Source organism: Streptomyces sp. NPDC087844, assembly GCF_044742785.1.
In the GTDB taxonomy this organism is placed as follows: Bacteria; Actinomycetota; Actinomycetes; order Streptomycetales; family Streptomycetaceae; genus Streptomyces.
Genome location: NZ_JBIUVD010000001.1, coordinates 646,944 through 661,281, shown reverse-complemented (window position 1 = coordinate 661,281; position 14,338 = coordinate 646,944). Strand labels below are relative to the sequence as shown.

At 69.7% G+C, this 14,338-nt stretch carries 13 protein-coding genes; 3 read left to right on the top strand and 10 right to left on the bottom strand.

Translation table 11 applies throughout. The annotated features are described in order from the left end of the window. Window positions 1–795 precede the first annotated feature (795 nt). Entirely contained in the window at window positions 796–1,971 is a 1,176-nt protein-coding gene (locus tag ACIOKD_RS02600) for a DUF418 domain-containing protein (protein WP_402077102.1), read from the top strand. Here ACIOKD_RS02600 and ACIOKD_RS02595 read toward each other — a convergent pair. Next, complete coding sequence (locus ACIOKD_RS02595; RefSeq protein ID WP_402077100.1) at window positions 1,916–2,491, bottom strand: sigma-70 family RNA polymerase sigma factor; 576 nt, start codon at window positions 2,489–2,491, stop codon at window positions 1,916–1,918. The two genes, ACIOKD_RS02600 and ACIOKD_RS02595, sit on opposite strands and share 56 nt — an antisense overlap. A 178-nt stretch (window positions 2,492–2,669) precedes the next feature. After that, window positions 2,670–3,650 carry a peptidoglycan recognition family protein gene (locus ACIOKD_RS02590; RefSeq protein WP_402077098.1) on the bottom strand — a complete coding sequence of 327 codons (981 nt, stop codon included), beginning with the start codon at window positions 3,648–3,650 and terminating at the stop codon, window positions 2,670–2,672. 832 nt (window positions 3,651–4,482) lie between these two features. Between ACIOKD_RS02590 and ACIOKD_RS02585 the strand changes: the two genes are divergently transcribed. Beyond that, window positions 4,483–5,043, top strand: coding sequence for a sigma-70 family RNA polymerase sigma factor (locus tag ACIOKD_RS02585; protein WP_402077096.1), 561 nt, complete (start codon window positions 4,483–4,485; stop codon window positions 5,041–5,043). Then, window positions 5,040–5,744 (top strand): anti-sigma factor, encoded by a 705-nt coding sequence (locus ACIOKD_RS02580; RefSeq protein WP_402077094.1) that lies wholly within the window; start codon window positions 5,040–5,042, stop codon window positions 5,742–5,744. Before ACIOKD_RS02585 ends, ACIOKD_RS02580 begins: the two co-directional genes overlap by 4 nt. Window positions 5,745–6,099: 355 nt before the next feature. On the opposite strand, the gene ACIOKD_RS02575 is transcribed toward ACIOKD_RS02580, so the two are convergent. The 8 genes from ACIOKD_RS02575 to ACIOKD_RS02540 all read right to left on the bottom strand — a co-directional run bounded on the left by ACIOKD_RS02575 (window position 6,100) and on the right by ACIOKD_RS02540 (window position 14,319). Then, window positions 6,100–6,708 carry a hypothetical protein gene (locus ACIOKD_RS02575; RefSeq protein WP_402077092.1) on the bottom strand — a complete coding sequence of 203 codons (609 nt, stop codon included), beginning with the start codon at window positions 6,706–6,708 and terminating at the stop codon, window positions 6,100–6,102. Between the two features lie 635 nt (window positions 6,709–7,343). Beyond that, window positions 7,344–8,399 carry a trypsin-like serine peptidase gene (locus tag ACIOKD_RS02570; RefSeq protein ID WP_402077089.1) on the bottom strand — a complete coding sequence of 352 codons (1,056 nt, stop codon included), beginning with the start codon at window positions 8,397–8,399 and terminating at the stop codon, window positions 7,344–7,346. Between the two features lie 218 nt (window positions 8,400–8,617). Continuing rightward, window positions 8,618–9,574 (bottom strand): hypothetical protein, encoded by a 957-nt coding sequence (locus ACIOKD_RS02565; RefSeq protein WP_402077086.1) that lies wholly within the window; start codon window positions 9,572–9,574, stop codon window positions 8,618–8,620. Window positions 9,575–9,741: 167 nt separating this feature from the next. Then, window positions 9,742–10,488 (bottom strand): M23 family metallopeptidase, encoded by a 747-nt coding sequence (locus ACIOKD_RS02560; RefSeq protein WP_402077083.1) that lies wholly within the window; start codon window positions 10,486–10,488, stop codon window positions 9,742–9,744. A gap of 331 nt (window positions 10,489–10,819) precedes the next feature. Beyond that, window positions 10,820–11,599: a hypothetical protein gene (locus tag ACIOKD_RS02555; protein WP_402077079.1), complete on the bottom strand. Its 780-nt coding sequence runs from the start codon at window positions 11,597–11,599 to the stop codon at window positions 10,820–10,822. A 103-nt stretch (window positions 11,600–11,702) separates the two neighbouring features. Next, the gene (locus ACIOKD_RS02550) at window positions 11,703–12,854 is read right to left on the bottom strand and encodes a hypothetical protein (protein WP_402077076.1); all 1,152 of its coding nucleotides are present in this window, start codon (window positions 12,852–12,854) and stop codon (window positions 11,703–11,705) included. 5 nt (window positions 12,855–12,859) lie between these two features. Then, complete coding sequence (locus ACIOKD_RS02545) at window positions 12,860–13,645, bottom strand: transglycosylase SLT domain-containing protein (protein ID WP_402077073.1); 786 nt, start codon at window positions 13,643–13,645, stop codon at window positions 12,860–12,862. Window positions 13,646–14,118: 473 nt separating this feature from the next. Next, a complete protein-coding gene (locus ACIOKD_RS02540; RefSeq protein WP_402077071.1) occupies window positions 14,119–14,319 on the bottom strand; it encodes a hypothetical protein in 201 nt (66 codons plus the stop codon). Between the last annotated feature and the right edge of the window lie 19 nt (window positions 14,320–14,338).

The window sequence follows — 14,338 nt, the reverse complement described above, 5'->3', positions numbered from 1 at the left end:
CCGCCTGAGACCGCTTCTGACCTGACCTCTGTGCCCGTGGCCCCGCCGATGTCGGCCCGGCGAGCGAGAAGCGTGTAAACAGCCGCAGGCTATGTGCTCCGCCCCTGTGTCCTCCGGCGGACGGACGCGTGGGGAGAAGGGGCGTGCCTACCCCTTGTGGCGAACTCTTCGAGTCGGCCGGACTGATGCGGCCGGCGCTTCTGGCGTGAATGCCGATGTAGGGCGCCCTGAAGAGCGGTGCCGGCCGGCCGGAGGAGCTGCCAGGGCTCGCAGGCGGGTTGCACTGTGGGTGACTTCGGCCGGCGCGATGCGGGGTGGGTCGAGCAATGGGTGGTCGGTAGTCGGTATGGGTGTGGAGGCGAGTGGGCGGGTGAGTGAAGTGGTGCCCCCTCCAAGACCGGAGGGGCCGGGCCGCAGGAACGCACGCCACTTGTCCTGGAGACAAGGAAGAGTGACGGCGACCGCCCGTCAGCTGCCCCGGGGGAGACCTGAGGGTCCTATGACCGGGGTGTGCCGTGCGGGCTCGGCGGGTCACTGCCGGTACGGCGGAGGTCCGCCGCGGCTTCGCTCCCGCTGCCCCGAACACCGGGGGCGGTGAGTGAACCGTGCGAGGGGCCTCAGCCGTAGGTGGTTGCCATGAACAGCACCCGGAGGCGAGCGGCCTCCCCGTCACCCCTGGCGTCGAGCAACCCCGATGGTGCCCGCCGCCCACCCGGTGAACGGCACCCCCCGTCCCGGCCCCGGGGGAGCACGCCGCCCATCCGCCCTGGTGGCGGGCGAGTCCCGCTCGCGAAAGTGTCCCGGCTCCCGCAGATCGACGTGTTGCGCGGCTTCGCCCTGCTCGGTATCTGCATGGTCAACGCCCCGGTGCTCGCCGGAGCCTGGAGCGTGACGGCGGGCCCGGCCGCGACACCGTTGGACCGGACGGCCACCTGGCTGGTCACGGCCCTGTTCACGACCAAGTTCTATCTGCTCTTCGCGTTCCTGTTCGGCTACAGCTTCGTGCTCCAGGAGGAGGCGGCGGCACGCGACGGCGCGCCCTTCGCCCGCCGCCACGCCCGCCGCCTGCTGGGCCTGTTCCTGCTGGGTCTCGCCCACGCCGTCCTGCTCTACCCCGGCGACATCCTCATGACGTACGCCGTTCTCGGCGCGCTCCTCCACTCGCTGCGGAGGCTGGACACACGAGCCCTGCTGTGGACGGCCGTGGCCCTGGTCGCCTTCCTCACTGCCGTGTTCGTCGTCGTCGGCGTCCTGGTGCTGAGCCTCGACGACGCCGGACAGGTCCTTGATCCGGTGCTCCAGGCGCGTCAGGCCGCGGCTTACCGGGGCGGCATCGGCTCGGTCGTGCACGCCAACATCACCGCCTACCGACAGGCGTTCACGGGCGCGCTCCTCTACGGCCCGCACCTCCTCGCCGCCATGCTGACAGGCCTCGCCGCGGGCCGCCGGGGATGGCTGGACCCCGCACGCCTCACAGCGGTCTCCCCCGCCAGGGGGCGGCTGCTCACCGCGGGCCTCCTGATCGGCCTGCCGGGCGGCGTCCTGACGGCGATGTGCAGCCACGGCTCCTTCGGCGCCCGCTATTACTACCTCGGCCAGGCGGTCGACATCCTCACCGCGCCCCTGCTCAGCGCCGCCTACGCGACCGCACTGCTGTCGCTGCTGCGCGGCAGGTACGGCCCGGCGATCGTCGCGGCTCTCGCACAGGGCGGCCGTATGACCCTGTCGCACTACCTTCTTCAGTCCGCCGTACTGGCCTTCGTCTTCACCGGCTACGGCCTCGCCCGTTACGGTTCCGTCGGCCCGGCTGCTCTGGCCTGCGGCTGCACGGTCCTCTGGACCGCGCAACTCGCCCTCAGCGCAAGCCTGTCGGCGCGCATCCGTTACGGTCCCGCGGAGGTGCTGCTTCGCCGGATCACCGGTGGCCGTCCGGCGGCGCAGCGGTCGGCTCCTCGGCATGGTGGTGGGTGAGGGACTTCTTCAGGGCCGAAAGGCCGTAGTGCACACGGGACTTCAGGGTGCCCGTCGGTATGCCCAGAATCTGGGCTGCCTCCTCCAGGGTGCGGTCACGGTAGTACACCTCGAACAGGGCCTGCTGGTGTGCCGGGGACAGCGTGGCGAGGGCCGCACGTACCACCATCGCCGTCAGCACGCCCTCCTCGATGTCCCCTCCCATGTCCGCGTCGTACTCCCTCCACGCCTCGCTGTCGATCTCCTGGGGGCGGGTCCTCGCACTGCGGTAGTTGTCGACGACGAGGTTGCGCGCCACCCGGAACATCCAGGGCCGCAGGACGCCGTCCCCGCTGCTGCCGTGGGCGCGCCAGCAGCGCAGCAGTGTCTCCTGGACAATGTCCTCGGCCCGGAGAGGATCGCCCCGCAGCAGGCGGCTCACATAGGCGTGCAGGGCGAGGACCTGGGCGCGGTGGTCGGCACGGCTCTCCTCGGCGTCCGGCCGAACCGATCCGTCGGGGCCCATGAACGTCCAACTCATGATCACTCCTTGGGGTGTCCGGACCACGCGCTTCGGCGCATGACGGCGCTCCCCGCCGGACCACGCCCGCGCGGTGGTCGGCGGAGGGGGAGAGGCGGGGGAGCGGGGAGAGGGGGCCCGGCGGTCAGGTCACGCCGTGGGCCAGGGCGGACCGGGGAGGTGCGGGAACGGGAGACGGTCAGCGGGCGAGCTCGGCCGTTCGCTCGCGTACGTCCGGGAGGTCCAGGTAGGCCACGGATCCCGGGCATTCGGTGGACGTCCAGTCCCGGTGGCCGCCGAGGGCGGGACCGTCGGTGGACTTGCCGCTGGTGGGACTGACGTAGGTGACACCGGCCAGCGGGTCGAGCTTGTGCCGTGCGGCGAGGGACGCGGTCAGCCGCACCAGGGAATCCCGCATCCGGGCCGACGGCTTCTCCTTCTCGAAGTCGCCGAGCAGAGCGATGCCGATGTTCCCGGCGTTGAAGCCGAAGGTGTGGAACGCGGTGACGACCTCGTCGCCCGCGTTGTGTGCCGGAACGCCGTCCGTGCCGCTGAACCGGCCTTCGTAGACCCGACCTTGACGATCAATCAGGAAGTTGTAGCCGATGTCTCCCCAGTCGTTGGAGACGGCGTGCTGCTCGTAGATGGCACGTACGGTGGCGGCGGGGTCGGGATCGTTCACAGGCGTGGCGGTGTGGTGGACGGTGATCGCCTGCACCGGGGTGAAGCGGGTGGGCGACGACTCCCTCCCGTCCGCGGTCAGGCGCTTCGCCTCGTCGGCACCCCAGTCCGCGCGGAGCACCAACCCGGGCGGCGGGAAGGCGACGCCCGGTGCGGATCCGGACGGTGCGGCTGACTTCGACGGGGCGTCCGACGACTTGGCGCGCTTCTTCCGTCCAAGCCGCCCGGCGTCGATGGCGATCGCCTCGACGACCCTCACCCCGGCGTCGACGTCGAGCTGATAACCGTAACTGCCCCGCGCCGGTACGAGGGCCCGGTGCGGCGGCGCCGCCGACCTGGTGCGCAGGATGTCGGGGTCCTTGCCGCACGGGCAACCGGCGGTCACGTCCTGCCAGTCGCCCGGCTTCCCACTCCGGTCGATCAGCCGCAGCCGTACCCCGCGCGGGGGCCCGGTCCACGTGATACCGACCGCGGTGATCGGGAAGGAGGTCCGCTTCACTCCACGCCCCGGGGAGGCCGCCTGAGACACCCGGACCCGGGGCAGCCTGCCGCCCATCGAACCTCCATGGTCCGAGGCGGCTGTCCCGCCCGGGCCGGCCCTGCACGCTCCGAGCAGCGGCAGTCCGGCGGTGGCGGTCCCGAGGACTGTGAGGAAGCGCCGACGGGACGCGGGAAATCCGCGCTCCGCCGGGGTTCGGTGTCGGGTATACGTATTGGTCACCATGCGCTCCGTCGGGATCGGCTGCCTTGTACCGACACCTACGGCGCGTTGTGGAAAGTGAGTTCACTCCACTTCGGCGAGACCCGCGGGAGGCCGGAGCGTCCCCGCGGCCGGGCCCCGCGAAAGACCGGGGCGATGTCCGGACGCGACGGATCACGTCAGTCGGGATCAAGCCAGACAGCTGCTTTCCGGTCAGCCCGGATGGGAATCGAACCGCCGCCGTCCTGGTCGCCGTAGTAGTGCGTGGATGCCGGGTTCGCCGAGGTGAGCCAGTGACCTTGTCCCCCGCATCGGTCGGTGGTGCGCCTCCCCGGCATCCGCTCCCGTCCCGGCGCTCGTGCCGGGACGGGAGGGCCGTGGCCCGCCTCCGCCCCGCGTCGATGGAGCTGAGGCGGCCTACGTCGCTGCTCCGAGCTGCCGGCCCCGTGGCACCCATGACTCCAGCGACACCCATGACTCCCGTGGGTGTCTCAAAGGGCTGCCATGTGCCACAACAGGGCTTCCGGAGACGGTGGTTGGCGAGTGATCCATGTCACCGGCGTCCGTTGAACTTCGGGACCGAACTGCTCGATGTGTCTATCAAACCGGCGGGGAACATGGGAGACAGTGAATGGCGATCCTGCGGCTAGGGGCCACAAAAGCCACAAGTCACGAAGCGGTCATCAGGGCTCTGTATGCCGAGCACGGGAAAGCGTTGCTGGCGTACGCGACGCGTCTGACAGGGGACAGACTGATCGCCGAGGACGTGGTCCAGGAGACGTTGATACGTGCGTGGCGTCATCCCGAGATCGTCAACGACCCGCAAGGATCCTTGCGGGGCTGGCTGATCACGGTGACGCGCAACCTGGTAGCGGATCGCTATCGTGCGAAGGCGGCTCGTCCGACCGAGGTGGGGGAGAGCGAGGCGACGGTCCCGGTGCAGCAGGACCACGCCGAGAACGTCGTCGAGTCGGTCGTCCTGATGGAGGCGCTGGCCCAACTGAAGCCCGATCAGCGCAACGTGTTGATGGAGGTCTACTACCACGGGCGCACTGCTGCGGAGGCGGCGGTTCGGCTGGGTATTCCGGAGGGTACGGTCAAGTCGCGTGCTCATCATGCTCTGAAGGCGTTGCGCAAGGTGTATGTGGGCAGGCCGGGCAGTGATGTTCAGCTCCGAGAGGTGGCAGTGTGACGACGCGGGAGCACTCTCATGACGTACTCCTCGGCGCGTATGCGCTGGGCCTTCTTGACGCCGATGAGCGGTCCGGGCTTGAGCGACAGATCGAGGCGTGCGAGGTATGCCGAGTGGAGCTGGCTGATCTGAAGGCGCTTGAGGCGGAACTCGGTGAGGTGCCACCGGAGTTCTTTCTGGAGGGTCCGCCGGAGGACGGTGATCTGATGCTGCGGCGGACGTTGCGGCAGGCGCGCGCGGAGGACGCGGCGAACCGGCGGCGCCGGGGTGTGCTGGTGGGTGTCGCCGCGGCGGCCCTCGCGGGGGTACTCCTCGGCGGCGGGTACGTCACGGGCCAGGCGCATACCTCACCCGACACACTCGCGTCCCGGTCCGCCGAGGGGGACGGGGGCTGGACGGGGTCGGCGACGGACTCGGCGACGGGGGCAACGATGAAGGTGAGCCTGACACCGGCCGTGGGCTGGGTCCGGGTCGACGTGACGGTCGGCGGCCTCCAGCCCGGCGAGAAGTGCCGGCTGGTCGTTCGGTCGAAGTCGGGGGAGCGCGAGATCGCGGGCAGCTGGGTGGTGGGGCAGTCCGAAGAGGGTGCAGTGGGGGCGGGCTCGGACCTCTCCGGCTTCGCCGCCGTACCCCTGAACCAGGTGGAATCCGTGACCGTCGAGAACGACCAGGGCAAACAGTACGTCGAAGTCGCGGCCTGATCCGGAACCCCGGTCACCGACCGACGGACCACCACCGAACGGCCCCTTGGTGCAATTCTCAGCCTGGCCCACGCATTCGGGCCAGGCTGTCGTCGCTCTTCGAGCACGTGTCGTCCCGGTCCCAGGCGCGACAGAACTCCACGCGCCGGCGACCGTATAGCTGGATGAGGGTGCCTCGTAGGCGAAAGGGAAACACCTGCCGAACAAGGTCGAGAACGGCCGCCGAGCAGATGCCCGTTCATCAGGCCGTCGCGCTCCGCGCCAGACGGCAAAGCCCGGCACCGCCACCCTTCTCCAGGTGACGGTGCCGGGCTCCGGAACCCACCGCGCCCCACCGGCCGCGTGGGCGATCAGCTCATCGCCGCTGAGACCGCTGCTGTTGCTGAGACCGCTGCTGGGCGGCCCAGTACGCCGTGATCTCCGCCTCGGTGGGCGGCCGCTGGGTGTGGGTGGGCGCGGGAGGGAGTGCCGACGCCGCGCCGCCGTGGCCGAAGAACTGGTCCTGCTCTCCGGCGGAGTGCCGGTGCGCGCTTTCCGCGATGCCGGTCGCGGCGCCCACGAACTCCTGGAGCCTCACACGGGTGTCCAGGTGGACACTCGTGGCGGCGCGAGTGCCCGCGCTCGGTCGCTGCGAGTGCTCCGGTTCCCAGTACTGGGTCTCTCCGCCGGCGACCATGCGGTGTGCCGCCCTGGCCGCGGGGCGGTCGCTGGTCTTCGTCAGGTAGGCCTCAGTCAGACGGGGGTCGATGAAGGCCTTCTGGACGCTGTGGGATCCGCCCTCGCCGGCGACAGCCCTGATGCCCTTGATGGCCTCGCTCACGTCCCGTCCGACGGTCGGTTCTCCGTACGCGCCGTTGCGACGGAGGGTGTCGTCGATGTGCTGCGCGGACTCCCTGCGCGGCTGGCCCGGTCCGCCCGGAGCCTCTCCTCGCAGACGGACAGTCGCCTGTACCGCCTGGGCCATGGCCCCGAGCGATCCGGGCCGGGGCCCCGAAGAACTGGCTTGAGGCCGCTGAGAGGCGGCATCTGACGCACTCGGCATGTGAATCGAACTCCTTCGGTGTGAAACATCTGCTACGACGATGAGCCGGCCGGCGGAAACGGTGTCAGGAAACCGTGTCCCTGTCGGTCAAGCTCTTTCACCCTGCACTACGCCGATGAACGCGCCGACAGTTCAATAGATCCGGCCCGAAGACTGATTGAACCCACCGCCCCTTCTCCGCGTTGTTGCAGTTGAACCCGGATACTTCCGGGATTTGCGGAAGGTGCTGAAGGAATCTGCTGTTTCGCCGATTCCGAGAATGCTTTGAACGGGATTCGCGGCACCGAAAGGGAGCAGCGGACGGCGAATGGGCGTCGTGACGTCGTGGCTCGATGGCGTCTGCTTCGGTGAGGGGCGTCCTGCCCCGCCCGCGCGACGCCCGGCCCTCCGGTAATGGCCCCGGCCCGGGGCCGCGCGTTCCAGCGTCGGCATCCATCTGTTGTTGAGTACCACTGTCGAACACGACGGGACGCGAGCCGAAAGGGCTGACCGAGCACCGGGGCCGAGAAGGCACACGGCCTCCGGTGACGGCGCCGGCCCTCCCGGCGGGGACGGACTCAGCCCGCTCCCGTGCTCCCGCTCGTGTCCGTGCCGACGGTGGTGAGCAACTTCTTCGCCTCGGCGCCGAGGCGGGGACCCGCGAGCCATTGCGCACTGCTCGGACCGACCGAGGTGTTGCTGACGAGCACCAACGTGCCGTCGGCCCGGCCCATGAACCAACCGCCCCCGGACGCGCCGCCGTTCATCGTGCAGCCGATCCGGTACAGCGTCGGGTCCTTTTCGACGATGGACAGCCTGCCGGGCCGGTCCTGGCAGGAGAAGAGCAGATTGCCGTCGAACGGGGTCTCCGCCGGGTAGCCCCAGATCTTGAGGGTGGGGATCCCGGTGATGGCCGGCGCGTCGAGCACCACCGGGATCGCGTACCCGATCGCCTCCTCCAGGGAAGCCGTGGGATCGCCGGAGCGACGGACATGCAGGACCGCGTAGTCGTAGGCGGCGCCCGCCCCGCCGATCTCCTCGCCCTCCCGCGCCCAGCCGGTGGAGACGGCCGCCCGGTCGGCCCACCAGACGCCCAGCGGCGAGATCTCCCGCGTGCCCGTGTCCGCGCTGCTCACCCCGGACTGCGCCTCGTTGTTGAACGACGGCACGAACACGATGTTCCGGTAGAAGACGCCGGTCCGGCCGGTGTGCACACAGTGGCCCGCGGTCCACACCAGGCTCGACGCGCCGGGGTCCGCGGGATCCGTCACCGCGGTCCCGGAGCAGACCCGGCGGCCCTTGGGGGTGTCGAAGAACACCTTGCCCAGGACAGCCGCGTTCTCGACGTAGGGCGCCTGCTCGGGCTCGGCCCGGACGGCCTTCGGCTCCGGGTCGGACACCCGCGGGTCAGTGTCGGCCTTGTCCGGCATCGCCATGTCGTAGGGGGTGGCCTCGGACATGTCCGACGGCGACCAGGTCTCCGGCTCGGTGAACTCACCGACAGTCGGGGGAGCGACGGCGGGCGGGCTCGTGCAGCCGGTGATCGTGAACAGCAGGGCGGCTGTTATCCACAGCAGGTTTCCGAACGGCCTTCCGGCCCTGCCGTCGCGCCCCTTCATCGCGTTCTTCCTCATTTGGTAGCCGTTCCTTCCCTGTGTCCTGCAGATGTCCGCAGTGATCCGGCCGCTTCCCGTCGCTTCCCCCGCTCCCCGTCTCCCGCCGTCTCTGCGTCTCGGTTCACCGGCGCAACCGCGCGTGGCCCTCCCCGTCGAGGAGGGAGCGCCTCGACAGAGAGGGCCTGTCATGCGCCAAGTGCGCGCGCAGGAAGGGGAGATCAGGGGCTAGCGTCTGGTCACTGGCCGGCGAACTCGCCGATGAAGATGGAGCGGGTCTTGTTGTCGAAGTCCTCCGTGGCGAGGTTCGCGGAGACGCCACGCTCCAGGAGGAGGGACTTTCCGGTGCAGTCGGGGCCGTCCCAGAGCTTGATGGGCTTGCTGCCCGACTGGTCGTCGTCCGGGCCGATCGAGGAGATGGCGCCGCCCAGGGAGGTGTTGCGGCAGCCTCGCCCGGAGACGGTGCCGACCGCGCTCTCGGAGTCGTTGGGGTCGTCGGCGAACTTGTAACGGCCGTCCTCGGAGCGCTCGACCAGTTCCTTCGACCCGCTGTCGGCCGAGCCGCCTCCGCCGGTGCCGTTCTCCTCGATCTCGGGCTCGGCCGCGTCGCCGCCGTCCTGGCCGGCACGCTGACCGTCGGGGGTCACGCCGAACCAGGTGCCGCCGACGCCCTGGCCGTTGGTGTCACCGGGGGCGGTGTCCTTGCTGAAGAGGTAGACCGGGGCCTTGCCGAGGGTGAGCTGGAAGCCCTTGCCCCGCTGGATGAAGCCGACGTCGGACTTCTTGATGCCGTCGATGAACACCTTGCCGCCGGGCTTGACGAGGTAGGGCGGCCAGGTCTTCTCGCACTCGTCGAAGCAGTTGGACTTCGACGGCTCGTCCTTGTCGAACCGGTAGAGAACGAAACCGGCGGCGTTCGTCACCACGGGATCGAGGTCTCCCGCCGCGGCGGCCGACAGCTGGACCCAGTTGCGGATGACGGGGCTGGACTGCTTGGACTGCTTCGCGGGGGCCGCGTTGGCGGCGAAGTCACCCGTGCTGAGATCGGCCTTGTTCTGCTCGGCCGTACCGTCCTTGAAACTCACCTCGTCCGCCGCGACCGACGTTTCCGAGTCCTTCGCGGCATCCTCGTCCCCGCCGCCGCAAGCGGTGAGGAGAAGGGCACCGGCCATCACGGTCGCCGCGACGGTGGCCATACGAGTGCGATACATGGGAAAACCCCCGAAAGAAGGTGGTGATGGAAATTCTGGTTTTTCAGATCGGTTGACATCCGCAACACGGCTGCCGCTTCGGGTGGAGTTCTAAAAAGAGCCCCACGTTACTCAACCGTGATGATTGTGGAATGTGGTGATGGAGCAGGAGGTCAGAGCTGCACACCGTGATCGGCCAGATAGGCGACCGGGTCGATGTCCGAGCCGAAGACCGGTTCCGTCCGCACCTCCAGGTGGAGATGAGGACCGGTCACATTGCCGGTGGCCCCGGAGAGCCCGATCCCCTGCCCGGCGGACACGGTCGCCCCCTGCCGTACGTCCAGCCGGGAGAGATGCGCGTACAGGCTGTACTCGTGCTCGGCGTGCCGGATCAGCACGTAATGGCCGTAACTCGCGTCGGTGGCCGACATGAGCACCATCCCCGGCAGCACCGCCACCGCGGGCGTGCCGACCTTCACCGCCAGGTCGACCCCGGTGTGATGACCCGTGGTCCAGTTCCCCGCCTGCGCGTAGGTGGAGGTGATCACATACCCCTTGACCGGCACGGCGGCCGTGCCGGCCACCCGGCCCGACCCGGTCCCGGCCCCCGCACCCGTCCCTGAGTCCTGGGGCTGCCCCGCGCTCGGCGAAGGCTCGGACGCGCCTGGGTCCGCACCCGGATCGGCGTCGGAGTCCGGCGGCGCGGCGACCGTGCCCGAGTCGCCGTCGGACTCGGAGTCCGCGCCCTCGTCCCCCGTCAGGTCCGGCGCCAGGATCACTCCGCCGTCGGGCTGCTCGTCGGCGTCCGCGGGTGGCATGACGCTCGCGGTCGGAAACGCCGGGAAGGTGGTGACGGTCGACAGCGGCGGCGCATCCCCGGCGACGGTCCGCTCCCCGCTCGACAGCGTGAACGCGGCCACCGATCCGACGACGAGAAGAAAGCCGACGCCGAGAATCGTCAGGGTCTTCCGATCGAGACCGAACAGGATCGCCGGACGATCGGAGGAACGCGCGATACCGGGAAGAGGCGGCTCGGCGCGAAGGCGTGGCTCCCTCCGAAACCCCGGAACTCTTGTGAAGCGCGGGACACGCAGGCGAAAGCGTGAGCGTTCCGGTGCCCCGAAGTCCGCGTCAGCAAGAAAATCCGCGTCCGGATCGACGTCCGGTTCCCCGTTCTCGTCGCGGTCTGCCAGGAGATCGGGCCGGATCGGCTGCTTGAAATACTCCACGGGAATCTCCGGACGTCGAGGCTCAGTTCTCGTACTTCGGTACGACGTTGTCGCTCGACTCGGGCTGCCAGGACGAGATCTTCTCGTCGATCCCGTTGTTCGGACCCTCCGGGTTCAGATTCGGCAGATAGGTCCGTGAGATCATCTTGATGGCCGCGCCCTGGTTGTTCTTGTCGACGTAGAAGACGAGGTCGAAGTCGCTGAGATTCTGGATCGAGCTGATCTTGTCGTTGAGTTTGGTGCTGACCTGGAAGATGGGCAGGTCCTGGCACTCACCGCGCAACTCCGGCTCCGTGCAGACGGTGACCACCGCCCGCTCCGCCGCACGCCCGACCACCTGCGGCTGCCATGAGCTGATCTTGTCGTTCAACTCGATCGGGGACTGCGGGGTGCTGAGGTTGTCAATGGATTCATGAGGCTTGATCGTGATGGACGCGCCCGCGAATTCATTCTCGGAGTAGAAGGTGATGCTGAAGTTGTTGTCGTTCCTGATCGAGCTGATCTGGTCGGCCAGCAGAAAGGCATCGGTCGAAGTCACTGGCATCGACTTGCAGCCTTTGAAACCTGTGTCCGCGCAGACTTCGACCTTGAAGGCGCCCTGAGGATCGGGGTTGTCCTCGAACGCCGGGAGGGGGACAGGCTGTTCCGTGACCTTGCGCTGCTCACCGCTGAGTGCCGCCAGGTCGGACGTCTTCGAGGACTTTCCGGCGCCCTGGTCGGGCTTGTCGGCCCCGCAGGCCATGAGTCCGAAAGAGGCCACCAGAAGTGCCGCCGTATACGCTGCCATTCGCGTCTGAGTCATTTCGATCTCCTCATGTGTGTCGATCTTGAATTTCGTGGACGAAGTCACTCGGTGAAGCGGCCGGAGGGTTCATGCTTTTCAACGGGAACCGTCGGCGGGCAGTTCAAAAAATGTTTCCGAGGGACGCCGCGAACGCCGGCGGAGCCACCTGGGCCAGCGTCGACAGACGCCGCTCGGCCGCCGCGTAGCGCTCGGTGCCGTCGGCGCCGCTGATCTGGTTCCACAGCGGCAGCAGCCGCTTCCCGAGCGGCACGGCGGCGATCGGGGTCGCCAGCAACTCCCAGCTGGCGAGGGCACGTTCGATGTCCTCGTGGGCCCGGTAGTCACCCTGCCGATGCCGTAGCGCGGCCACCTGGAGCGAGAGCGTGGTCGCCGCGACGTGATCGCCCATCAGATGCGCCACATACGCCTCGAGGGCGCGGGCCTCCAGCGTGTAGAGGTGTTCCGGCCCGAAGCGATGGGCCGCCTGCCGTTCGAGCGCCGCCGCCTGGACCTTGGCCAGCGTCAACTCACCGCTCGTGACGCTCTCGCAGACCAGCGTCACCCCGCCGACCAGCTCCTCCGGAACGGTGACCGGCCCGGGAGCCGGGGAGGCGGTCGGGTTCGGGACGGGCTGTGCCCGGGGTCTCGGCGCGGGTCCTCTGACCACGCTCAGCACGGTGGTGTCGTATTCCTGGTACGAACCGCGCCGCACGTCTCCCGCAGTCCTCGAACCCGCGGTCGTACCCGTACCCGTACCAGGCACGTCCTGCGGCGGCTGTACGGCTGGTGCGACGGTCGGGGTCGCCATGGGCGGCGGGCCCACCGGGGTGGCGGTCGTGGGCGCTGGAGCCACCGGAGCCAACGGGGCAGGACTCGGCGCGGGCGCGGGCGCGGGAGCCGGTGCAGGCGCGGGTACAGGCGTGGGCACCTGCGCCACATCGACGGCGTCCAACGGCAGGGGCTCCTCCAGCAGTTCGCTCGCGCCGTCCTCCCGTACCCGGATGCGCAGTACGAGGCGCCGCTGCTGGTCCAGGATCGACGCCTGGACCGGCGCCGCCCGGTCCAGCGCCCGCTGGTGCAGCCGGTCGAGCACGGCTGCCTGCGCGGCGTCGCCCGAGGTGGCCGTCGCGATGACCTCGCCGTCGACCGTCACGGTGCCGTCGGTGGAGATGAAGACGGGGCACGGCCGGTCTTCGAGCCGGTCGCCCCGGTCCACGTCGGTGCCGGGGTCGGGCTGCGCGTTCTTCGCGCCGCGCCGGTCCAGTCGGTACATGGCTTTCACTGTCCTTCGGTGTCTTGGGCGGGCGGGGACGCGGGCACCGCGCCCTCGTAGATCGCGAACTTGGCCCGGATCGCCATGACGTACTGCTGGGAGGCGTTGGTCCGGGGAACACGGCCGGCCTCCAGCACGGCCTCCGGACCGGCGTCGTAGGCCGCCAGAGTCAGGCTCACCAGATCGCCGAGCGGTTCCGAGCTCACCAACGGCCTCAAGGTGTCCGCCAGTTCACACATGAAGCGGCCCTGGGCCAGGATCGAGTCGACCGCGTCGAGCGCAGAGGTCTCACCGTTGTCGTCGTCATCCGCACCGAGACGGGTGAACTCGTCGGGCGGCAGTTGGGACACTCCCTGCTCACCGTCGGGGCCGGTCCGGTTGCTCTGGAAGCCGGACTCCTGGTCGATCTGGGCGGCGATGACCACCGGGCCGATGTCGGCGCAGAGCGCGCCCGCCTCGGTGATGGCGTCGGCCATGCCCTCCGGCACCGACTTCGGGTCGAACTCGCCGCTCCCGTCGCCCTGGATGATCCCGGCGATCCGGTCGAGGTCGGGCCGCTCACCGGCATCTCCGCCCCCGCCGCCTCCACCGGTGAAGAAGAGGATCAACGCGATCAGCGGCGCGAACAGCACTCCGAAGCCGCCGATCGCGAACACGGAGGTAATCGCCACGGCCATGGCGACGGGGGACAGCAGACACCCCAGACCACCCACGGCCACACCGGCCTTCACCGCGGTCCCCATGCCCTCGGCGCCCGTACCTCCTCCGGCGTCGTCCGCGTTCCCGCTCACCGCTCCCACCTCTCCCGACGGCCGTCCCCGCGCGGCCTCTTGCGGCCGGATCCGGCACGCGCCCCGTGCTCGGGCGCGGGACGCGTATCTGTTCGTGCTCGGCAACGGCCCCGACCGTCCGGGCGGTTCAATTCCGAGCAATCGGATCCGGGATTGAACTGTCCGCGGGACTTCGGCCGTAGGTGGCTGTCGTAGGGGGCACGCGGAGGCGAACAGTTCTCCTCCAGACACCTCCGAAGCCCGGCACCACGGCCCGACGGCCGCGCCGGACGACTGAACCCGGAACCCGGCACCCCGCTATGGGCAGGACGCCGTACGTCCGCACAGGTCCGCGGGCTCCCCGAACCGCCGTCACCGGCCTGGTCCGGCGTGCCCGGAGACACCCCGCGCGGAAGAAGGAAGAGGGACCCGATGAGCGCCACGGCCGGTACCCCCCCGACGGACCCCTGGGTCCGCGGTCCGGTGAGGGGTCGTCAGCCCGAGGCCGCGCCGCGGCCATTCGAGCGGCCGACGCCGAGGCCTGCCACCTCGGCCCCGGCGTCCGCGCCCACCCCTGCCCCGATCCCCACCCCGGCCCCGGTCTCCTTGGTCCGGCCGGGTTCGCCCGCCGCGACCGCACCGCCCGCTCCGGACCCGGAGGCCCCGTCCGCGTCCAGCCGGGACGCCTCGGCCACTTCCGTCCTCACCCTGCCG